The organism is Pseudomonas putida (assembly GCF_050989985.1).
GTDB lineage: Bacteria > Pseudomonadota > Gammaproteobacteria > Pseudomonadales > Pseudomonadaceae > Aquipseudomonas > Aquipseudomonas putida_AI.
The window spans coordinates 6,274,989-6,296,291 of record NZ_CP158815.1 but is presented as its reverse complement, the minus strand read 5'-3'; the positions used below and the strand labels follow the sequence as shown (position 1 = coordinate 6,296,291).

Annotated in this window: 20 protein-coding genes and 1 riboswitch; of the genes, 14 read left to right on the top strand and 6 right to left on the bottom strand. The window is 61.8% G+C overall.

Annotated features, from left to right (window positions below; genetic code table 11):
* Nucleotides 1-163: 163 nt before the first annotated feature.
* From ABTV29_RS28770 to hldE, 3 genes are all read left to right on the top strand, one after another.
* Nucleotides 164-868 carry a sulfotransferase family 2 domain-containing protein gene (locus ABTV29_RS28770; protein ID WP_433767910.1) on the top strand — a complete coding sequence of 235 codons (705 nt, stop codon included), beginning with the start codon at nt 164-166 and terminating at the stop codon, nt 866-868.
* A complete protein-coding gene (gene cysC, locus ABTV29_RS28765; protein ID WP_433767909.1) occupies nt 861-1,466 on the top strand; it encodes an adenylyl-sulfate kinase in 606 nt (201 codons plus the stop codon). Before ABTV29_RS28770 ends, cysC begins: the two co-directional genes overlap by 8 nt.
* A gap of 102 nt (nt 1,467-1,568) precedes the next feature.
* On the top strand, nt 1,569-2,993 hold the full coding sequence (hldE, locus tag ABTV29_RS28760; RefSeq protein ID WP_433767908.1) for a bifunctional D-glycero-beta-D-manno-heptose-7-phosphate kinase/D-glycero-beta-D-manno-heptose 1-phosphate adenylyltransferase HldE: 1,425 nt from the start codon (nt 1,569-1,571) through the stop codon (nt 2,991-2,993).
* An 84-nt stretch (nt 2,994-3,077) separates the two neighbouring features.
* Here hldE and ABTV29_RS28755 read toward each other — a convergent pair whose 3' ends face one another.
* The 4 genes from ABTV29_RS28755 to ABTV29_RS28740 all read right to left on the bottom strand — a co-directional run bounded on the left by ABTV29_RS28755 (nt 3,078) and on the right by ABTV29_RS28740 (nt 6,573).
* Entirely contained in the window at nt 3,078-4,046 is a 969-nt protein-coding gene (locus tag ABTV29_RS28755; RefSeq protein WP_433767907.1) for a metal ABC transporter ATPase, read from the bottom strand.
* Nucleotides 4,047-4,079: 33 nt separating this feature from the next.
* Nucleotides 4,080-4,892: an aldo/keto reductase gene (locus tag ABTV29_RS28750; RefSeq protein WP_433767906.1), complete on the bottom strand. Its 813-nt coding sequence runs from the start codon at nt 4,890-4,892 to the stop codon at nt 4,080-4,082.
* On the bottom strand, nt 4,889-6,064 hold the full coding sequence (locus ABTV29_RS28745) for an NAD(P)/FAD-dependent oxidoreductase (RefSeq protein WP_433767905.1): 1,176 nt from the start codon (nt 6,062-6,064) through the stop codon (nt 4,889-4,891). The genes ABTV29_RS28750 and ABTV29_RS28745 overlap by 4 nt, the downstream gene beginning before the upstream one ends.
* 176 nt (nt 6,065-6,240) lie before the next feature.
* Nucleotides 6,241-6,573, bottom strand: coding sequence for a DMT family transporter (locus ABTV29_RS28740; RefSeq protein ID WP_433767904.1), 333 nt, complete (start codon nt 6,571-6,573; stop codon nt 6,241-6,243).
* A 102-nt stretch (nt 6,574-6,675) separates the two neighbouring features.
* On the opposite strand from ABTV29_RS28740, the gene ABTV29_RS28735 reads away from it, so the two are divergent.
* Together ABTV29_RS28735 and waaA are read left to right on the top strand one after the other, a co-directional pair.
* Nucleotides 6,676-7,596 carry a LysR family transcriptional regulator gene (locus ABTV29_RS28735; protein ID WP_433767903.1) on the top strand — a complete coding sequence of 307 codons (921 nt, stop codon included), beginning with the start codon at nt 6,676-6,678 and terminating at the stop codon, nt 7,594-7,596.
* Nucleotides 7,589-8,866 (top strand): lipid IV(A) 3-deoxy-D-manno-octulosonic acid transferase, encoded by a 1,278-nt coding sequence (gene waaA, locus ABTV29_RS28730; RefSeq protein WP_433767902.1) that lies wholly within the window; start codon nt 7,589-7,591, stop codon nt 8,864-8,866. The genes ABTV29_RS28735 and waaA overlap by 8 nt, the downstream gene beginning before the upstream one ends.
* Nucleotides 8,867-8,959: 93 nt before the next feature.
* Here the strand turns inward: waaA and ABTV29_RS28725 are convergent, their stop codons facing one another.
* Nucleotides 8,960-10,393: a TolC family outer membrane protein gene (locus ABTV29_RS28725; RefSeq protein ID WP_433767901.1), complete on the bottom strand. Its 1,434-nt coding sequence runs from the start codon at nt 10,391-10,393 to the stop codon at nt 8,960-8,962.
* A 203-nt stretch (nt 10,394-10,596) separates the two neighbouring features.
* Nucleotides 10,597-10,702, top strand: a riboswitch (TPP riboswitch).
* A 162-nt stretch (nt 10,703-10,864) separates the two neighbouring features.
* Between ABTV29_RS28725 and thiC the strand changes: the two genes are divergently transcribed.
* Nucleotides 10,865-12,754: a phosphomethylpyrimidine synthase ThiC gene (gene thiC, locus ABTV29_RS28720; RefSeq protein ID WP_433767900.1), complete on the top strand. Its 1,890-nt coding sequence runs from the start codon at nt 10,865-10,867 to the stop codon at nt 12,752-12,754.
* 139 nt (nt 12,755-12,893) lie between these two features.
* The gene (gene cytX / locus ABTV29_RS28715) at nt 12,894-14,186 is read left to right on the top strand and encodes a putative hydroxymethylpyrimidine transporter CytX (RefSeq protein ID WP_433767899.1); all 1,293 of its coding nucleotides are present in this window, start codon (nt 12,894-12,896) and stop codon (nt 14,184-14,186) included.
* Here the strand turns inward: cytX and ABTV29_RS28710 are convergent.
* Nucleotides 14,155-14,901 (bottom strand): RsiV family protein, encoded by a 747-nt coding sequence (locus ABTV29_RS28710; RefSeq protein WP_433767898.1) that lies wholly within the window; start codon nt 14,899-14,901, stop codon nt 14,155-14,157. The two genes, cytX and ABTV29_RS28710, sit on opposite strands and share 32 nt — an antisense overlap.
* Before the next feature lie 224 nt (nt 14,902-15,125).
* Between ABTV29_RS28710 and ABTV29_RS28705 the strand changes: the two genes are divergently transcribed.
* The 7 genes from ABTV29_RS28705 (at nt 15,126) to ABTV29_RS28675 (ending at nt 21,298) form a co-directional block, all read left to right on the top strand.
* Nucleotides 15,126-15,743 carry an NUDIX domain-containing protein gene (locus ABTV29_RS28705; protein WP_433767897.1) on the top strand — a complete coding sequence of 206 codons (618 nt, stop codon included), beginning with the start codon at nt 15,126-15,128 and terminating at the stop codon, nt 15,741-15,743.
* A complete protein-coding gene (locus tag ABTV29_RS28700; RefSeq protein WP_433767896.1) occupies nt 15,734-16,186 on the top strand; it encodes a DUF1249 domain-containing protein in 453 nt (150 codons plus the stop codon). The genes ABTV29_RS28705 and ABTV29_RS28700 overlap by 10 nt, the downstream gene beginning before the upstream one ends.
* 104 nt (nt 16,187-16,290) lie before the next feature.
* The gene (gene cpdA / locus ABTV29_RS28695) at nt 16,291-17,106 is read left to right on the top strand and encodes a 3',5'-cyclic-AMP phosphodiesterase (RefSeq protein WP_433772056.1); all 816 of its coding nucleotides are present in this window, start codon (nt 16,291-16,293) and stop codon (nt 17,104-17,106) included.
* A gap of 87 nt (nt 17,107-17,193) precedes the next feature.
* Nucleotides 17,194-17,802, top strand: coding sequence for a YqiA/YcfP family alpha/beta fold hydrolase (locus ABTV29_RS28690; RefSeq protein WP_433767895.1), 609 nt, complete (start codon nt 17,194-17,196; stop codon nt 17,800-17,802).
* Nucleotides 17,803-17,880: 78 nt separating this feature from the next.
* Complete coding sequence (gene parE, locus ABTV29_RS28685; RefSeq protein ID WP_433767894.1) at nt 17,881-19,788, top strand: DNA topoisomerase IV subunit B; 1,908 nt, start codon at nt 17,881-17,883, stop codon at nt 19,786-19,788.
* Complete coding sequence (locus tag ABTV29_RS28680) at nt 19,788-20,777, top strand: esterase-like activity of phytase family protein (protein WP_433767893.1); 990 nt, start codon at nt 19,788-19,790, stop codon at nt 20,775-20,777. The genes parE and ABTV29_RS28680 overlap by 1 nt, the downstream gene beginning before the upstream one ends.
* Nucleotides 20,774-21,298 (top strand): retropepsin-like aspartic protease family protein, encoded by a 525-nt coding sequence (locus ABTV29_RS28675; protein WP_433767892.1) that lies wholly within the window; start codon nt 20,774-20,776, stop codon nt 21,296-21,298. The genes ABTV29_RS28680 and ABTV29_RS28675 overlap by 4 nt, the downstream gene beginning before the upstream one ends.
* Nucleotides 21,299-21,303 lie beyond the last annotated feature (5 nt).

Sequence of the window (21,303 nt, the reverse complement as noted above, 5' to 3'; positions counted from 1 at the left end):
TCACCCTGTTACAACCTTGGCGCGCAATGCGCCTGAGGATTTGTATCCAGATCCTTACTCATGTTGACTAAACCTGAATAAATCTGCGCAGCGCTCTTGTTAAGGTTCCTGAACGAACTTTGACTTCAATCGAGAGGGCTATCCCTTTCGCGCGGGTGCTGGAATGTTGCAACGTTATCTCTGGAAGCTGCTGCCCAAGACGCAGCGGCAATTCTTGCTGGGCCGATTATCGGTGGTGGATCGGCAGGTGGTGAACAAGTCGATGTCGGCGAATGTGTGTTTCCCCCGACCTTTCCAGCAGCGCTCCTGCCTGTTCATCCACGTTCCGAAGTGCGCCGGCAGCAGTGTCTGTGTCGCATTGTTCGATGGCTGGACCCCGGGGCACTTGCCGCTGTATTGGTACGAACAGCAATTTCCCGAACAGTTTTCCAGCAGCTTCAAGTTCGCCTTCGTCCGCGATCCGCTGGAAAGGGCGTATTCGGCCTACGCCTACCTGCGAGGCAATGCCTTGAGTCGACGAGACCAGCCTGCTCAAAGCCTGGTCAGGCATTACCGTGACTTCGACGATTTTGTCGCCCGCTGGCTGCACCCCGAGACGATCCAGCGACAACTGCATTTTGCTCCGCAGACAGACTTCATCACTGACGCCATGGGGCATCTGGCGCTGGATTTCATTGGGTACCAGGAAAATCTGCAGCGGGACTTCCAACTGGTCTGCGAGCAGTTGGGGCACGAGACGGTGTTGCCCCACGTCAATGGCTCGCAACAGCGTCGCTCAGCGGCGGCGCGTGATTTTTGCACCACGCGTACCCGTCGCCTGATCCGGCGTGCCTATCAGCGCGACTACGAGATGCTCGGGTATGAATGAGGGGCTGTCGATATCGAGTCCACGAATCAGCCCCTATGCGTTAACGCTGTCGAGCGCCGACCGGGCCGCGCTCAAGTCGCAACGAGCGCGGTGTGTCTGGCTGACGGGATTGTCGGGTGCGGGTAAATCGACCTTGGCGAATGCGCTGGAGGTATACCTCAATCAACACGGGTTACACACCTATGTGCTCGATGGAGACAATGTGCGTGCCGGGCTCTGTCGTGATCTGGGGATGGGCGCCGACTGTCGCCGGGAAAACATCCGGCGCATGGCTCAGGTGGCGCGGCTGATGGTCGACGCCGGGCTGATTGTGATTGTCGCGGCCATCTCGCCATTCCGAGCCGAGCGCGAGGCAGCCCGAAAGCTGTTCTGCAAGGGGGATTTCATCGAGGTGTTTGTGAGCACCTCGTTCGCGGTTTGCGCACAGCGCGACCCCAAAGGTCTTTACCAGAAGGCCCGGCAGGGGCTCATAAGGGACTTCACTGGGGTCGATAGTCCGTACGAAGCGCCGCTGAAGGCGGAATGCGAGATTGATACCCAGGCGCTGGATATGGCCGAAGCCTGCCAGCATTTGGCAGGTTTTCTGCTCAAAAAATGAGCAGAATTTCGAGCCGTCCCATCCCGTTGCAGCCGTCACACAAGCCGATGCCTACCCTGTGCTAATATCGCGCCCCTGTTCATTCTGTATGTGGGTTGCTCCATGAAGTTGTCCATGCCGCGATTCGATCAAGCCCCTGTCTTGGTGGTCGGCGATGTCATGCTCGACCGTTACTGGCATGGTGGTACCTCACGGATTTCCCCTGAGGCGCCGGTACCGGTCGTCAAGGTCGATCACATTGAGGACCGCCCGGGCGGTGCCGCCAACGTTGCGTTGAACATCGCCGCCCTCGGCGCCCCGGCCTCGCTGGTCGGCGTGACCGGCGACGATGAAGCCGCCGACAGCCTGGCCAACAGTCTCAAGGGGGCTGGTGTTCGGGCGTTGTTCCAGCGCGTTGCGCACCAGCCGACCATCGTCAAGCTGCGAGTCATGAGTCGTCACCAGCAACTGCTGCGTATCGACTTCGAAGAACCTTTCGCCACCGATGCCATGGCGCTGTCGGTGCAGGTCGATGAGCTACTGGAAGGTGTCAAGGTGCTGGTGCTGTCCGACTACGGCAAAGGCGCGCTGAAAAATCACCAGGTCCTGATTCAGGCCGCCCGTGCCCGTGGCATTCCGGTATTGGCCGACCCCAAGGGCAAGGATTTTTCGATCTACCGGGGGGCGAGCCTGATCACGCCGAACCTCAGCGAGTTCGAAACCATCGTCGGTCGTTGTGCCGATGAGCACGAATTGGTGAACAAGGGCGCGCAGCTGATGCACGACCTGGATCTCGGTGCCTTGCTGGTGACCCGTGGCGAGCACGGCATGACCCTGCTGCGTCCGGATCATCCGGCGCTGCACCTGCCGGCCCGTGCCCGTGAAGTGTTCGACGTGACCGGTGCCGGCGACACGGTGATTTCCACCCTGGCGGCGGCGATTGCCGCAGGCGAGGAACTGCCTCACGCGGTCGGCCTGGCCAACCTGGCGGCAGGCATCGTGGTCGGCAAGCTCGGTACGGCGGCGATCAGTGCGCCGGAATTGCGCCGCGCGATCCAGCGCGAAGAGGGTTCCGAGCGGGGTGTGCTCGGTCTCGAGCAGCTGCTGCTGGCGGTCGACGATGCCCGCGCGCACAACGAGAAAATCGTCTTCACCAACGGCTGCTTCGACATCCTGCATGCCGGGCACGTGACCTACCTTGAGCAGGCGCGGGCGCAGGGCGATCGCTTGATCGTTGCGATCAATGACGATGCGTCGGTCAGCCGTCTGAAAGGGCCGGGTCGACCGATCAACAGCGTCGACCGGCGCATGGCCGTGCTGGCGGGGTTGGGGGCGGTGGACTGGGTGATCAGCTTCCCTGAAGGCACCCCGGAAAACCTGCTGCGCGAGGTCAAGCCCGATGTGCTGGTCAAGGGTGGGGATTACGGGATCGACCAGGTGGTCGGCGCCGACATCGTGAAGGCTTACGGCGGGACGGTGAAAGTGCTGGGGCTGGTGGAAAACAGCTCCACCACGGCGATTGTCGAGAAGATCCGCAAGTCCGAGTGATGCCAAAAAGATCGCAGCCTGCGGCAGCTCCTACAGGGAAACGCATTCCAATGTAGGAGCTGCCGCAGGCTGCGATCTTTTTCTTTAAGAGCTGACTTTTTTACGCGGCACGATCTTCTTCAGCAGCTGTTTTGCCTTTCCGCCCAGCAGCGCCAGCCCCGAATTTTTCCCCGGCGGTGTCAAACCCTGCTGCCGCACCCAATCCTTCCAGCGAATCCGTTCTTCCTTGACCAGCCACCCTTCCTGCCGGGCAAAGCTTTCGGCCAGGTACAGCCCGCGGGTGCTCGCCGGGTACAGTTGATCCTTCTTCAATGTGTAGAGCTCGGCCAAAGGATGGCCGTCCTGCAAGGGCATCAGGTACAGGTCGGGGCGCTTGCGGTCCAGGCGGGCCACCAGTTGATCGCCTTCCAGGCGCTCGTCGACATGGAACAGACTCAGGGACTTGGCTTCCCGGGGCACGTCCAGGCGCAAATCGTAGATCAGCTGCAAGGAGGCCGTGGGCAGGTGCACATAGGCCCGTGGGCGTTCGATCAATTGCAGGTTGGCGCAACGTACCGGTCGTGCCGACCCCGACAGCGGCGACAGGCGAAAGGGCAGCGCTTCGCGATAGTGCAGCGCCGACGAATAGGGCGCCGGCAGCCAGGTGTCGTTGAAGCGACCATTGAGCCAGCCTTCCGGTGTTTCCAGCAGGCATTCCTCGGCGATTTCCTGAATGGCCGTATGCAGTGGCAGGTTCAGTTCATGGGCTGGCACATAACCGGAGATCAGCTTGAGCACCACATCGCCACGGTCCTGTCGACGTTGGCGAACCAGCACCCAGTAATCGCGATTCTGCCAATGCAGGGTCAGGCGCACCGAAACCCCGAGGTTGGCCAGTTCCAGGGCAAAACGCTGGTTATCGGCGACCGTCACCGGGCGGCGGCGCTGCAGGATCTGGGAGAAGTTCAGCGGTCTCCCGACGCTCTGGTAACACAGGCCTTCGGGAGTCGCTTCGACGAATAACGGCAGGGTCTTGAAGTTGCTCGGATTCTTTCTGATGAGCGTACGCGGCATGTCGGCTCCTGCTTAAGGCCGCGTAGGGCGGCGTCAGTTGCTACGTAGGATCTGGGCTACGGTCGAGACATTGTGGGCGAGGTGCAGCGGATTGATGGTCCCGACAATAGCACTGGCAACACCCGGATGTTCGAACAGCAATTCGAAACTCGCGCGCACCGGGTCCACACCCGGGCTCAGACATACATGACCGCTGGCGAGGGCTTTTTTCACCAGAATGGCTTTGCCGTGAGCAGCAGCATAGTCAATGACGGGCTTTTCGTTCTGTTCGTTCAGATTGTAGGTGACCATCGCGCAATCACCTTGCTCCAGAGCCTTCAAACCGCCCTCGACGGTTTTGCCGGAAAAGCCGAATCCGCGAATCTTGCCTTCGGCCTTGAGCGCCGCGAGGGTTGCGTAAACCTCACAGTCGTTGAGGATCGCGAGGTCGTTGCCGTCGGAATGCACCAGCACCAGATCGATGAAATCCGTCTCCAGGCGTTGCAGGCTGCGTTCCACTGACAGTCGCGTGTGGGCGGCGGTGAAATCGTGACGAGACTGTCCGTCGGCAAATTCTTCGCCGACCTTGCTGACAATGACCCAGTCCTGGCGCTGCCCGCGCAGCAACGGGCCGAGACGTTCCTCGCTGCGACCGTAGGCCGGGGCGGTGTCGATCAGGTTGATGCCCAGGTCGCGGGTGAGCTTGAGCAGCCTGCGTGCGTCGTCGTCATCAGGGATCTGAAAGCCGTTGGGGTACTTCACCCCTTGATCGCGGCCGAGCTTCACCGTGCCCAGGCCCAGCGGCGAAACCAGCAGGCCGGTGCTGCCCAAGGGGCGATGCAGATCGTGCAGGGTCGGTTGGCTCATGGCAGCAGTTGCTCCCAGGCCGGCACTCCGAGGGGCGGCTTCGGCAATTCTGGCAGCGGGGTTGCCGGACCCGGCTGGATACCGTCGCGGGTCAGGCTGTCGATGACGCGGTCGGCAAAGTCCGGTGCCAGGGCAAGCTTGGTTGGCCAGCCCACCAGCAGTCGGCCCTCTTCGGCCAGGAATGCGTTGTCGGGGCGGGTCAGCCCCGACTGCAGCGGCTCGGCGCGATCCACACGCAAAGTGGCCCATTGAGCGGTGTTCAGGTCGATCCAGGGCAGCAACTGGCCGAGTTCTTTCTGCGCGGTGGCGATCTGTTCGGCGGGCTCGCGAGCCACGCCATCGGCTTCGGCAATATCGCCACCCATGTACCAGACCCACTGGCCGTCGGCGGCCGGGTGGGTCGTCACGGTGAGGCGCGGTTTGGTGCCACCGCCCAGGCAATGGGCGTACAGCGGTTTGAGGCCCGGGCCCTTGGCGATGATCATGTGCAGTGGGCGGCGTTGCATGGCCGGATGGCTCAGGCCGAGTGCTTCGAGCAAGGAGGCCGTGCCGGCGCCGGCGCTCAGGACAATGCGTTGCGCACGAATTTCCCGCTCGTCCACCTTGAGCCCGACCAGTACGCCGCCTTCCAGCAGCGGTTCGATCTTCTGCCCGGCGAGCAAGCCATCGCCCGCCAGGTCGGCCAGGCGCTGGATCAGGCTTGGCACGTCGATCACCAATTCGGCCAGGCGATAGACCTTGCCCTTGAAGCGCTTGTCTTGCAGGGCAGGGGGCAGTTGATCGCCCTTGACCTGATCGACGCGCCCACGCACGGCCTTGCTGGCGAAGAAACTGGTGAGATTGCCGGCGATCGTGCCGGGGGACCACAGGTAATGGGCTTCGGAGAGCAGGCGCACGCCGGACAGGTCGAGCTCGCCGTTGCCGGCCAGGGCCTCACGCCAGCGGCGGGGCATGTCGGCGATGGCTTCCGAGGCGCCGGTGAGGGCGCCGTGCAGGGCGTATTTGGCGCCGCCGTGAATAATGCCCTGGGACTTGATGCTCTGCCCGCCGCCGAGGCTGGCGCTTTCCACCAGCACGGTCGAAAACCCCTGGCGGCGCAGGCGCGCATTCAGCCAGAGGCCGGCGACACCAGCGCCGACAATCAGAACGTCGGTGGAAATAACGGATGGCATGCAGCGACCTCGAGTGTTCAAGACAAGGGCGCAGTATACAGACTCGAAGATTGGAGGGGCTGTTGCACCTGTGGGAGCGAGCCTGCTCGCGAAGCGGTGTATGAAGCAACAGAGATGTTGAATCTACTGCCGTCATCGCGAGCAGGCTCGCTCCCACAGAGGATGGTGTTCGGGTTTCAGTGCCCTGTGCTTTTGGAGAAGAGCTGGATGACGACAACCCCCAGCACAATCAACGCCATCCCCAGCATGGCCGGCACATCCAGCTTCTGCCCATAGAGAAACAGCGCGGCCACGCTGACCATCACGATGCCCATGCCGGCCCATACGGCGTAAGCCACGCCCACAGGCACGCTGCGCACCACCAGGGTCAACATCCAGAAGGCAATGCCATAACCGATAATGACCAGGATCAACGGCAGTGGGGTGCTGATGCCTTTGACGGCTTTCATCGAAACAGTGGCAATCACTTCGGCGCAGATGGCTATGGCCAGGTAGTAGTAAGCGGTCATGGTTCAATCCTCGTGTGAAGTGTTGCTCTCTGAGGTCGGCATTCTAGAGATTCCCCAGATGCGGTAAAGTCATTACCTATCTGTTCTGAAGATGGGTTGGTCATGAACATTCAATGGAATCTGGAGCAGTTGCGCTTGTTTGTGAGCGTAGCGGAGCAGCGTTCGTTTTCCGCCGTGGCACGAGACCAGCGCAAGGCGCAGTCGGCGGTCAGCAGTGCGATCGCGCTGCTGGAGGAAGATTTGGGCGTGAGTTTGTTCGACCGCAGCAGCGGTCGTCAGCCCAAGCTCACCGAGGCCGGTACCGCCTTGCTGGAGGAGGCCCGGGAAGTGCTGCGCCAGTGTGAGCGCCTCAATGGCCGGGCATTGGCGATGATGCGCGGGCAAGAAGCTCGCCTGCGGCTGGCCCAGGATGAGGCGATGCCTTATCAGCCGATCATCGAAAGTTTCGAGGCACTTGCCGAGCGCTTTCCCAGCCTTGAAGTGCAATTGACCAGCGCCGCCCAGGGCGAAGTGGCGCGCAAACTGGTGGAGCGCCGTGCCGATCTGGGCTTGCTGTTCTTTCACGACCAGATCCCTGAAGCCCTGGAGCGGCGGGTGCTCGGCAGTGTGGAAATGGTCACTGTCTGTGGCGTCGGTCATCCGTTGGCGAAACAGGCGCAGGTCAATTGCCAGCAACTGGCCCAGCATCGCCAGTTGCTGATGTCGACCCAGTCGAGCATTTATCCCGGCAGCGAGCCGGCCAGCCCGGAAGTCTGGCGGGCGGACAGTTTCTACGTGATGGCCGAGTGGCTGGTGCGTGGCCTGGGCTGGGCCTGGCTGCCGCGTCATGTGGTGCAATACCCGACCTACCAGGGCCAGATGGTCGAGTTGGACAGCGAATGGACCCCGCCAGCGCTGGTGGTGGAACTGGTCTGGCGTCGCGATGAGCCGCTCGGTCCTGCGGCGCGCTGGCTGGCCGAACGTTTTGCCGTGCATTTGCAGGCGATCGGCGAAAAAACCGATAAACTCCGCCGCCATGAATAGAACTCTCTACACCGCGCTGTTTTACCTGGGGCTGCCATTGGTGGCGATTCGACTGTGGCTGCGGGCGCGCAAGGCGCCGGCTTATGCCAAGCGCATCGGCGAGCGCTTCTCCTGGGGCATGCCGGCGATGAAACCCGGTGGCATCTGGGTGCACGCGGTGTCGGTGGGCGAGAGCATTGCCGCCGCGCCGATGATTCGCGCCCTGCTGCAACGTTATCCACAGCTGCCGATTACCGTGACCTGCATGACCCCGACCGGTTCGGAGCGCATCCAGGCGCTGTTCGCCAATGAGCCGCGCATCCAGCACTGCTATCTGCCTTATGACCTGCCGTGCGCGGCGAAGCGTTTCCTTGATCGGGTCCAGCCGAAACTGGCGGTGATCATGGAAACCGAGCTCTGGCCCAACCACATCCACCAGTGCGCCAAACGCGGGATTCCCGTGGCCCTGGCCAATGCACGACTGTCGGAACGCTCGGCCAGAGGCTATGGCCGTTTCGGCAAGTTGACCGGGCCGATGCTCGCCGAGATGAGCCTGTTCGCGGTGCAGACCGAAGCCGAGGCGCAGCGCTTCCGTGAGTTGGGCGCGCGGACGGAAACCGTCGAAGTCACCGGCTCTATCAAGTTTGACCTGGCCATCGACCCGCAACTGTTGCAGCGTGCCGCCGAACTACGTGGGCAATGGCAGGCGCAGGAACGCCCGGTGTGGATCTCCGCCAGCACCCACGACGGTGAAGACGAAGTGGTGCTCGCGGCCCATCGCCGACTGCTGGCGAGCCATCCCGATGCCTTGCTGATTCTGGTGCCGCGTCATCCCGAGCGCTTCAATCCGGTGTTCGAATTGTGCCGCCAGCAGGGGTTCGCCACGGTCCGGCGCTCCAGCGGCGAGCCGGTCACCGCCGGCACTTCGGTGCTGCTGGGTGACACCATGGGCGAGCTGCTGTTTCTCTACGCGCTGGCCGACAGCGCTTTCGTCGGTGGCAGCCTGGTGCCCAATGGCGGGCATAACCTGCTGGAGCCGGCGGCGCTGGCCAAACCGGTACTCAGCGGTCCGCACCTGTTCAACTTCCTCGAAATTGCCTCGCAGTTGCGCAGTGCCGGGGCGTTGCAGGAAGTGGAAGATGCCGACGGATTGGCCCTGGCCGTACAACGTCTGTTCGAGTTGCCGCGGGATGCGCAGCGTATGGCGGAGGCGGGGCTGAAGGTGATGCGCAGCAATCAGGGGGCGTTGCAGCGATTGCTGGATGGGTTGGGGCGGTTGATCAAACGCTAGATCCGCACGCATACCCTGTGGGAGCAAAGCTTGCTCGCGATGGCGATCTCAGGGACGCCATCGCGGGCAAGCCTTGCTCCCACATTGGTTTTCTCAGGGCCGGGCTTTGAGCTGTTCAGCCGCAGCCTTGGCCAGGTCCGGCGGCAGGAAGTCCTTGTCCGGGTTGTAGTCCGGCTTGAGCCAGCGCGCCAGGTCCTGCAGATCCCCCGGGTTCAACGTACCGGCCTGTTGTTTCAGGCGCAGGTTGTCGAGGATGTAGTCGTAGCGGGTGTTGTTGTAGTCACGGACCGAGGTGTACAGCGAACGCTGCGCATCCAGCACGTCGACGATGTTTCGCGTCCCCACCTGATAGCCGATCTCGGTTGCTTCCACCGCACTCTGGTTGGAGATGATCGATTGTTTGCGCGCCTGGACCTGCTCAACGTCGGTGTTCACCGCGCGGTGCAGGTCGCGGGTGTTTTCCACGATGGAGCGGCGCAGGGATTCGCGTTGCTGCTCGGTCTGATCCAGTTGGGCATACGACTGACGGACCTGGGAATTGATCAGGCCGCCGCTGTAGATCGGAATGTTCAGTTGCAGCCCCACCGACGTTTGCTCGACGGGGCCACGGAACGGTTGTGGGAAGCCGTTCGGGTTGCTGAAGCCCAGGGCATCGTTGTCGCCTTTCTCGTATGTGGCCACCGCATCGACCGTTGGCGCATGCCCGGCCTTGCGTTGCTTGAGGGTTTGCTCGGCGGCACTGACCGCGTAATTGCTGGCCAACAAATTGAGATTCTGCTGGGCAGCCGTTTCGACCCAGGCCTTGGCGTCGTTTGGCGCGGGCGGCAGGATCGGCAGACTGTGCTTGATGCCCTGGATCGAGTTGTATCGACGGTTGGTCAGGGTGACCAACGCTTCGAACGCATCATCCACCTGACGTTGCGCAACGATGCGGTTGGCCCGTGCGGTGTCATAGCTGGCCTGTGAGTTAAGGACGTCGGTCTTGTCCGAAAGGCCGACATCGAAGCGCTCATTGGACTGATCGAGCTGACGCTTGAACGCGGCTTCCTCGGCCTTGGTGGAGGCGAGGTTGTCCTGACTGCGCAGCACATTGAAATAGGTGTCGGCGGTTTGCAGGATCAGGTTCTGTTGGGTCGCCGAAAGCTGCAGCGCAGCCTGTTCGTTGACATCCTTGGCCGCCTGGAACTGGAACCATCGATCAGCGCGGAACAGCGGTTGCGCCAGGGTGGCCTGATACGAATGGGCGTCACGGTTGGCGGTGGCCGAAGGCTGGTCGAGCTTGGTGCGTACGGCGGTCACATCGGCACCGCCAGACAGGTTGGGCAGCAACCCGGCGCGGGCCTGGGGTACGACTTCTTTCTGCGCGCCGTATTGGGCGATGGCCGCCGCGAGGTCGGCGTTGTTATCCACCGCTTCCTGATAAACGCTGACCAGGTCGGTCTTGGTCGATAAGGGCGCTTCTGCTGCCCAGGCCATTCCATTGGACGCACAAGACACGGCAATGGCCAGTGAGAGTTTGCGCAGCATTCGGCGATCCCTAGAAAATTACACTGATAATTTGAGCGCCAAGGCTACGGCGCGGCACATGGAGCGTCAATGCGCAGCATGGCCGTTGCGAGTGTAGTTGCACGTACGTTTGGCAACAATCATGACGTTCCCGGTAATTGCGCCATTCATCACGGTGTTTATCGCGGTGTTGGCGTTCTTGACCAGTTGTGTCTAGACTGGCCCCGTTCTTGTCGGGGTGCCTTGCTATGAGGCTGAGATCGAATAATTTCGGATCCCGTTGAACCTGATCAGGTTAGCGCCTGCGTAGGGAACAAGATTTCTCGTCACCCGGCGAGTCCTCTTGTGCTTCGTCCGGGATGTTGTTCGACAATCGAACACCCTCGAGCACTGAGCACAGCACAGCTGGTTTTCCAGCGCCCGTGCGTCCATTCGTTTACAGGTTCGCTCCGACAAAATTCCACTGCCTGGATGCTGTCTGGAGAGCCCGTGATGACCATAAAAGAAAAGATCGCCACCAACCTGAGTGACTCGGCCAAGGTCGATCAGCAATCGGTTCAGCCGTTTACCCGTTCGAAAAAAATCTACGTCCAGGGCAGCCGTCCCGACATCCTCGTCCCGATGCGCGAAATCAGCCTTGACGTGACGCCGACCGACTTCGGTGGCGAGGTCAACGCACCCGTCACGGTCTATGACACTTCCGGCCCGTACACCGACCCCAACGTGATCATCGACGTGCGCAAAGGCCTGGCCGATGTGCGTTCGCCGTGGATCGAAGCCCGTGGCGACACCGAGCGTCTGAGCGGCCTGAGCTCGAATTTCGGCCAGGAGCGCCTCGCCGATCCGGAACTGACCAAGCTGCGTTTTGCCCACGTCAACAATCCGCGTCGCGCCAAGGCCGGTGCCAACGTCACCCAGATGCACTACGCCCGCCAAGGCATCATTACCGCCGAGATGGAATACGTCGCCATCCGCGAGAACATGAAGCTGGAAGTGGCCCGCGCCGCCGGCCTGCTGGACCAGCAACACGCCGGCCACAGCTTCGGCGCCAGCGTGCCGAAAATCATCACCCCCGAATTCGTTCGTGACGAGATCGCCCGCGGTCGCGCGATCATTCCGGCCAACATCAACCATACCGAACTGGAACCGATGATCATCGGCCGTAACTTCCTGGTGAAGATCAACGGCAACATCGGCAACAGCGCCCTGGGTTCGTCCATCGAAGAAGAAGTGGCGAAACTGACCTGGGGCATTCGCTGGGGTTCGGACACGGTCATGGACCTGTCCACCGGCAAGCACATTCACGAAACCCGCGAGTGGATCATCCGCAACTCGCCGGTGCCGATCGGTACCGTGCCGATCTACCAGGCCCTGGAAAAAGTCAACGGCGTGGCCGAAGACCTGACCTGGGAGCTGTTCCGCGACACGTTGATCGAGCAGGCGGAGCAGGGCGTCGACTACTTCACCATCCACGCCGGCGTGCTGCTGCGCTACGTGCCGATGACCGCCAAGCGCGTGACCGGCATCGTTTCCCGCGGCGGTTCGATCATGGCCAAGTGGTGCCTGGCGCATCACAAGGAAAACTTCCTCTACACCCATTTCGAAGACATCTGCGAAATCATGAAGGCCTACGACGTCAGCTTCTCGCTGGGCGATGGCCTGCGTCCGGGTTCGATTGCCGACGCCAACGACGAAGCGCAGTTCGGCGAGCTGGAAACCCTCGGCGAGCTGACCAAGATCGCCTGGAAGCATGACGTGCAGTGCATGATCGAAGGCCCGGGCCATGTGCCGATGCAGTTGATCAAGGAGAACATGGACAAGCAGCTCGAGTGCTGCGACGAGGCGCCGTTCTATACCCTCGGCCCGCTGACCACCGACATCGCGCCGGGCTACGACCACATCACCTCCGGCATCGGCGCGGCGATGATCGGCTGGTTCGGTTGCGCCATGCTCTGCTACGTGACGCCGAAGGAGCACCTGGGCCTGCCGAACAAGGATGACGTGAAGACCGGGATCATCACCTACAAGATCGCCGCCCATGCCGCCGATCTGGCCAAAGGGCATCCGGGCGCGCAGATCCGCGACAATGCCCTGAGCAAGGCGCGCTTCGAATTCCGTTGGGAAGACCAGTTCAACCTGGGCCTTGATCCGGACACCGCCCGTTCGTATCACGATGAAACCCTGCCGAAGGATTCGGCCAAGGTCGCGCACTTCTGCTCCATGTGCGGGCCGAAATTCTGCTCGATGAAAATCACCCAGGAAGTACGCGAATACGCGGCCAACCAACGGATCGAAGCGGTCGACGTGGACGTCGCCCAAGGCATGGCTGAACAGGCCGAGCGCTTCAAGCAGGAAGGCAGTCAGCTGTACCAGAAAGTTTGATCTGACCCGAAAAGGTGGGGCCTGAAAGGCCCTCTTCGCGAGCAGGCTCGCTCCCACATTGGAATGCATTCTCCTGTGGGAGCGAGCCTGCTCGCGAAGCGATCAAAAAAACAACAAATGTCCCTCTGAGATAACACCCTTGAGCATTCAACCCAGCACTTATTCACCCGATATCGCAGTGCCGACCGACAAACGTGTCTTCGGCGGCCGCGATCTGTTTTCCCTGTGGTTCTCCCTCGGCATCGGCCTGATGGTCCTGCAGACCGGTGCCTTGCTCGCGCCCGGTCTTGGCCTGTCCGGCTCGTTGCTGGCGATTTTCCTCGGCACCCTGGTCGGCGTTCTGCTGCTGGCCGCGGTCGGCGTGATTGGCAGCGATACCGGTCTGTCGTCGATGGCGGCACTCAAGCTCAGCCTCGGCGCCAAGGGCGCGAGCCTGCCGGCGGTGCTGAACCTGCTGCAACTGATCGGTTGGGGCTCGTTCGAAATCATCGTCATGCGCGACGCCGCCAGCCTATTGGGGGCGCGTGCATTCAGCGAAGGCAGCCTGCTGTCGAATCCGCTGCTCTGGACGGTGTTCTTTGGTGGCCTGGCGACCCTGCTGGCCGTCAGCGGTCCGCTGACTTTCGTGCGGCAGATCCTGCGCAAGTGGGGCATCTGGCTGCTGCTGGCCGCCTGCACCTGGCTGACCTGGAACCTCTTTGCCAAGGCTGACCTGGCCGCGTTGTGGGCCCAGGCCGGTGACGGTTCGATGCCGTTCGCCGTGGGTTTCGACATCGCCATCGCCATGCCGCTGTCGTGGCTGCCGCTGATTGCCGACTACTCGCGTTTCGGCAAGCGCGCGAAGAACGTCTTCGGTGGCACCGCGATCGGCTTCTTTATCGGTAACTTCTGGCTGATGAGCCTGGGCGTGGCCTACACCCTGGCGTTCGCGCCGAGTGGTGAAGTCAATGCGCTGCTGCTGGCACTGGCTGGTGCTGGCCTTGGGATTCCGCTGTTGCTGATCCTGCTCGATGAGTCGGAAAACGCCTTTGCCGATATTCACTCGGCGGCGGTGTCCAGCGGGATCCTGTTGCGCATGAAGGTCGAGCACCTGGCGCTGGCCATCGGTGTGGTCTGCACCTTGATCGCCTTGCTGGCGCCTCTGGCTCAGTACCAGAACTTCCTGCTGCTGATCGGTTCGGTGTTCGCGCCGCTGTTCGGCGTGGTGCTGGTGGATCACTTCATCCTGCGCAAGCGCAGTGGCCAGGTAGCCTCAGCCGCGTTGCGCTGGCCGGCGCTGCTCGCCTGGCTGGGCGGCATCAGCACTTATCATCTGTTGGCCAATCTGTACCCGGACGTCGGTGCAACCCTGCCGGCACTGGTCCTGGCAGGGCTGTTGCAGCTGGTGCTGGGCCGTGCCTTCAGCTACGGCCGGGAAACAGCTCGGGCTTGAGAATGCCATTGAGACGAGGGTAGGGGATCTTCAGTTCGACATGGCCCAGCGCGTAAGGCGCGATGGTGGTGGTGTCGTACTTGAGGATCACCGCGCCGTAGGTCAGCGCCACGTTCTGGGTTTTCTGGAACGGCCAGTTCTTGACGAACTCCGGCTCCTGATCGAGCTTGGTGCTGATCAGCCAGCTGTTGTGCGCGACCTGCGCGGCTTTCCAGAACGCTTCTTCCTGCCCCGGCACCAGCATGTCCGACAGCGTCAGCACCCTGTGTTCCTGGCGTGAATAGTTGATGAAGCCTCGCCCCGGCATGCCATGGGCACCGCCGGTGTCCAGGTAGCTGGACAATTCGACAATCACCAAGCCGTCATGCTGCTCGCGTACCTTGGCTTGCAGATAACTGCTGTACCGCGGTCCGGCGTTGCGCAAGAACTGTTCGCGGTAAGCCGCCAGCGTCGGCGCGGCCGGGCTGTCGGGCGAGGTGCGGGTCATTTGCAGCAGGCGTTTTTCGACGACGTTGTCCAGCACGGGTTCGGCGGGAAAGTGCACGATGTCGATGTTCACCAGCGGGCAGTCCTGGTCCGAGCAGCCTGGCTTGAGCTGTTCGGTGGCGTCGCGGGTAGTCTCCAGCGGCACGCGATAGTTGGGCTGGAACAGGCTCTGGCAGGCGCCCAGGGTCAGGGCGATAGCGGCCGCGGAGGCAATTTTAAAAAGCGACATGGGTGTCCTTCATAAAACAGGGAAAGGCAAAAAGTTACCCGCTTCGACTCTCAACGACGCAATCAGTTCGCCACTAAGCTAATTAGAGTGGGTTTCGCCTTCACCGTCTATCCCGCTGACGGGAAAGGGGCTGCATCAAACGGCGCGGGCGCGTTAGGATGGCGCGAAGTCGAGGTTGCAGGAAAAAGGAGCCTCGTATCGGACGCGTAGTAACGAGGATCGTCATGACTGATTTTGCCAATGCCATTCCGACCGCCGTCGATATCGTTCGGCGCGAAAAGTGCTTCGAGGGCTTCTACAAGCTCGATCGCGTGCACTTGCGCCACGAATTGTTCGCGGGGGGCATGAGTCGTGAAATCAACCGGGAATTGTTTGTCCGCCACGATGCCGTATGTGTCCTTCCTTACGATCCGCAGCGCGACGAAGTGGTGCTGCTGGAGCAGTTTCGCGTAGGCGCCTTGGGCAAGACCGACAATCCATGGCTGGTCGAACTGGTCGCTGGTCTGATCGACAGGGACGAACAACCGGAAGAAGTTGCTCGCCGCGAAGGGCAGGAGGAAGCTGGGGTTGTATTCGGGGCGCTGTGGCCGATGACCAAGTATTTTCCATCGCCCGGCGGCAGTAATGAATTCGTGCACCTGTACCTGGGGCGTTGCGAGACAACCGGGGTCGGCGGCCTGCATGGGCTGGAGGACGAGGCAGAAGATATCCGCGTTACGGTGTGGGCTTTTGATGATGCCCTGCAAGCCGTACGCGACGGACGTATTGCCAACGCGGCCACAATCATTGCCTTGCAATGGCTGGCTTTGAACCGCGTTGAAGTGAGGGGGTTATGGTCGTAAACAAGCTGCGCGAGCGCTATCGGGTGGACCTGGCGGGGCTGCAAGCGTCCTGCGAGGCGAACTACGCGCGCCTGATGCGACTGTTGCCGGACATGCGCAGCGAGCCGGCGGCGCGGCGCATCGCAGTGACCCATGGCGACCAGATGCTCGGCGTGCTGGCGCTGGAAGTGCTGCAGGTCTGTCCCTACACCACCACCCTGCAAGTGCGCCAGGAACACAGCCTGCCTTGGTTGCCGGTGCCGCAACTGGAAGTGCAGGTCTATCACGACGCCTGCATGGCGGAAGTGGTCAGCGCCGAACATGCCCGGCGCTTTCGCGGCATCTATCCTTACCCGAACGCCTTGATGCACCAGCCTGATGAAAAGGCCCAATTGAACATGTTCCTGGGCGAGTGGCTGAGCCATTGCCTGGCGCTGGGGCATGAGTACGAAGTAGTACGTTAACGTTCTTGTGAACTGCGTCAGGTTCGCCGATTCCCCTTTTCGATCATCCCCCAGCATAATTGCGCCACTGACCCCATCCCGTGATCACGCCCTGGGAGAACGCCTTGCCGAGCGTATCCACATTGACCACCACCGACACGGCGTTGCTGGTGCAACTCTCCGACAGCCACCTGTTTGCCGAGGCAGACGCTGCGCTGCTGGGCATGAACACCCGCGACAGCCTGCAAAAAGTCATTGATCTGGTGCGCATGCAGCAACCGCGAATCGATCTGATCCTGGCTACCGGCGATCTGTCCCAGGACGGCACGCTGGAGTCCTACCAGCAATTTCGCGACGCGACCCGCCAGCTCGATGCGCCGGCACGCTGGATTCCCGGCAATCACGACGAACCGCTGATCATGGCCGAAGCCGCCGTGGAAAGTGCGTTGCTGGAGTCGGTGGTGGACATTGGCAACTGGCGTGTCACCTTGCTCGACTCGGCAGTGCCAGGCTCGGTGCCGGGGTATTTGCGCGACGACCAGTTGCAGTTGCTGGCCCGCTCGTTGAGCGAGGCGCCGCAGCGCCATCATCTGGTGTGCTTTCATCACCACCCGGTATCGATCGGTTGTGCCTGGATGGAGCCGATCGGGCTGCGCAATCCCGACGCACTGTTTGCGGTGCTGGATCGTTTTCCACAGGTGCGCGCCGTGCTCTGGGGGCATGTGCATCAGGAAATCGATCAATTGCGTAACGACGTGCGCCTGATGGCTTCGCCTTCGACCTGCATTCAGTTCGAACCGGGTAGCGAAGATTTCAAGGTCGGGGAGCAGGCGCCTGGTTATCGATGGTTGCGCCTGTTGCCGGATGGGCGGCTGGAAACCGGCGTAGAGCGGGTGACCGGGTTCGACTTCCAGGTCGATTACGGCTCCAACGGTTACTGATAAAGCCCTCGTAGGAGCTGCCTCGTTGCACTCGGCAGCTCCTACAGTAAACTCCCTCCTTCTTTACCCGACCCACAGGGAGTCTTCATGTCCGGCTCGATCCTCTATATCCACGGTTTCAACAGCGCGCCCGCCTCGAAAAAGGCCACGGTGTTGAGCGAAGTGATGGGGCGCCTGGGCCTGGGCAATCACCTGCGTGTCCCGGCTTTGCATCACCATCCCCGCGAGGCCATTGGCCAGCTGGAACAGGCGATTGTCGAGCTGGGTCGGCCATTGCTGGTCGGCAGCTCGCTCGGCGGCTACTATGCGACTCATCTGGCCGAGCGTCATGGCTTGAAAGCCCTGTTGATCAACCCTGCTGTCAGTCCGCACCGGATGTTCGACGGATTCCTGGGAACGCAGAAAAACCTGTATACCGATGAGACCTGGGAGTTGACCCACGACCACGTGACGGCCTTGGCCGAGCTGGAAGTGCCGGCACCGCAGGACCCGCAGCGTTATCAGGTGTGGTTGCAGACCGGAGACGAAACGTTGGACTATCGCCTCGCCCAGCAGTATTACCGGGCCTGTGCATTGCGTATCCAGGCCGGTGGCGACCACAGTTTCCAAGGCTTTGCCGAGCGGCTTCCGGCCATACTGAGTTTTGCCGGTATCGGGGTGGATGTGTATCAGGCCATCGATTTCACGGCGCTTTGAACTTGCGGCAGGCGTTGCCCCTTTTTGTACTGAATTTTTTTCACTGAACAGCTTTTCACTGAAGGACGACGAGACCCCATGGCCACTCCCAGCGCTAGCTCTTATAACGCCGACGCCATCGAAGTCCTCTCGGGCCTCGACCCGGTGCGCAAGCGCCCCGGCATGTACACCGACACCAGCCGACCGAACCACCTCGCCCAGGAAGTCATCGACAACAGCGTCGACGAAGCCTTGGCCGGGCATGCCAAATCGGTGCAGGTCATCCTGCACGCCGATCACTCGCTGGAAGTCTGTGACGATGGTCGTGGCATGCCGGTGGACATTCACCCCGAAGAAGGCGTGTCGGGCGTCGAACTGATCCTCACCAAGCTCCACGCGGGCGGCAAATTCTCCAACAAGAACTACCAGTTCTCCGGCGGTCTGCACGGGGTGGGTATTTCCGTGGTCAACGCCCTGTCGACGCAAGTGCGAGTGCGGGTCAAGCGCGACGGCAATGAATACCAGATGACCTTTGCCGACGGCTTCAAGGCCACCGAACTGGAAGTGGTTGGTACCGTCGGCAAGCGCAACACCGGCACCAGCGTGTACTTCTCCCCGGACCCGAAGTACTTCGATTCGCCGAAATTCTCCATCAGCCGTCTCAAGCACGTGCTCAAGGCCAAGGCCGTACTGTGCCCGGGGCTGCTGGTCAGTTTTGAAGACAAGGCCACCGGCGAGAAAGTCGAATGGCATTACGAAGACGGCCTGCGTTCCTACCTGGTTGACGCGGTCAGCGAGTTCGAACGCCTGCCGGATGAGCCGTTCTGCGGCAGCCTGGCCGGTAACAAGGAAGCGGTGGACTGGGCGCTGCTGTGGCTGCCGGAAGGTGGCGACGCGGTGCAGGAAAGCTACGTCAACCTGATTCCGACCGCCCAGGGCGGAACCCACGTCAACGGCCTGCGTCAGGGCCTGCTCGATGCCATGCGCGAGTTCTGCGAGTTCCGCAACCTGCTGCCGCGCGGTGTGAAGCTGGCGCCGGAAGACGTCTGGGAGCGCATCGCGTTCGTGCTGTCGATGAAGATGCAGGAGCCGCAATTCTCCGGCCAGACCAAGGAGCGCCTGTCGTCCCGTGAAGCGGCGGCGTTCGTTTCCGGTGTGGTCAAGGATGCGTTCAGCCTGTGGCTCAACGCTCATCCGGAAACCGGCCTGGCGCTGGCCGAACTGGCGATCAACAACGCCGGTCGTCGCCTCAAAGCCAGCAAGAAAGTCGAGCGCAAGCGCATCACCCAGGGGCCGGCGTTGCCGGGCAAACTCGCCGACTGCGCCGGGCAGGACCCGATGCGTTCCGAGCTGTTCCTGGTGGAAGGTGACTCCGCCGGCGGTTCGGCCAAGCAGGCGCGGGATAAAGAGTTCCAGGCGATCCTGCCGTTGCGGGGCAAGATCCTCAACACTTGGGAAGTCGACGGCAGCGAAGTGCTGGCCAGCCAGGAAGTGCACAACATTGCCGTGGCCATCGGCGTTGATCCGGGCGCGGCGGACATGAGCCAGCTGCGCTACGGCAAAATCTGCATCCTTGCCGACGCCGACTCCGACGGCCTGCATATCGCGACCCTGCTCTGTGCCCTGTTCGTCCAGCACTTCCGCGCGCTGGTCGAGGCCGGTCACGTCTACGTCGCCATGCCGCCGCTGTACCGCATCGACCTGGGCAAGGAAATTTACTACGCCCTGGACGAAGCCGAGCGCGATGGCATCCTCGATCGCCTGGTCGCCGAGAAGAAACGCGGCAAGCCACAGGTCACCCGATTCAAGGGTCTGGGTGAAATGAACCCGCCGCAGCTGCGTGAAACCACCATGGATCCGAACACCCGACGTCTGGTGCAACTGACCTTGGGCGAAGATTTCGCCACGACCTCGGAAATGATGGACATGCTGCTGGCGAAAAAACGTGCGGGCGACCGTAAAACCTGGCTGGAGTCCAAGGGCAACCTGGCCGAGGTGCTGAGCTGATGCGTCAGGGCTTTGCCCTGGCGTGTGCGTTGCTGCTGACCTCGATCACGGTCTCTGCCGAGCCGGCACCCCAACTGCGACTGTTGTCCGAGCATGCCGTCGAAGGCATGCGCGGCGGCAACCTGTCGGGGTTGGCCCAGTGCGGCAAGGAACTGTGGGCGGTATCCGATCGCGACGACGACCAGATCTATCGCCTCGAAACCGGCGATGGTGTCTGGCACGCGGAAACCGTCGGCATCGGTGTTCCTCCCGTGCCGGACAGCGGTTTGCCCTGGGGGCTGCGTTCCCGTGCCTGGGTGGCGTCCTTTGTACGTGGCGGCGATCTGGATTTCGAAGGCATCACTTGCGACAGCGCCGGCAATCGCTACGCCGTCAGCGAGGCCCACGCAGCCGTGCTGCAGATTCCGCCAACGGGGCCGACTTCCTGGCTGAAAATTTCGCCGCTCATGGTCCGTGAAGCACGGGCCAGGGGTATGTTGCTGAACTTCAATGCGGTGTTCGAAGGCCTGGCGGTCAGTCCTGAAGGGGACAGATTGTGGCTGGCTGCCGAGCGCGAGAGCCGCGGATTGTTGCTGATCAAGCGCAAGCAGACTGTCTGGGATTGCGATGGTGGTTGCGTATTGCTGAGCGAAGCCGGAAAGGAAATGCAGCCTGCACAGTTTCCCGGGGCCAAACCGATGCCCAGGGATTTCGCCGACCTGTCGCTGTTCAACGGCAAGCTGTTTACCCTCGAACGCAATGCATACGAGATCTGCCGTCGTGACGCGGTGACGGCCAAGGTCGAGCGCTGCTGGTCTTATGCCAAGGAGGCGTTGCAGGAAAATCGCCGTTACCCGCAGCCCTTTGGGCTGGCGGAAGCGTTGGTGATCGATGAAGAGGGCGCCTGGATCGGTATCGATAACAACAATGATGCCCGCGCCGATGGTGAGGTACGCCCGATCGTCTGGCGCTTTGCCGCGCCTGAGGGTGGCTGGAGCGCCAAGCCGTGACTCAGCAAGCGCCGGGCAAGCGCGCCGGTCGGGTGTTGCTGATCGTGGCGTGGTGCGCCGCGCTGTTTCTGGCGACGCGATTTTTTGGTCAGTGGGAAGAGCGCCAGCAGAACCCGAATGTGGTGATCAGCTCGGAGCAGGGCGATGGTTTTGTCGAGGTGAAACTGGTCAGCAACGCCCAGGGGCATTTCGTCGCCAGCGGCCATATCAACGGCCAGCCAGTGGATTTCATGCTCGACACCGGGGCGACTGATGTGGCGATCCCGGCGGACCTGGCCAATCGCTTGAAGCTCGAAGAAGGTTTCGGTGTGACCCTGAGCACGGCCAACGGCCTGAGCCAGGGCTATCGCACCCGTATCGACCGCCTGCAACTGGGCGACATCGTGCTGCGGGATGTCCGTGCACTGGTGGCGCCCGGCCTGCATGGCGATCAGGTGCTGCTCGGCATGAGCGCCCTGAACAAACTTGAATTTACCCAGCGCGGTGGCACCATGCTGCTGCGCCAGACAACGAACCGATGAGGCCC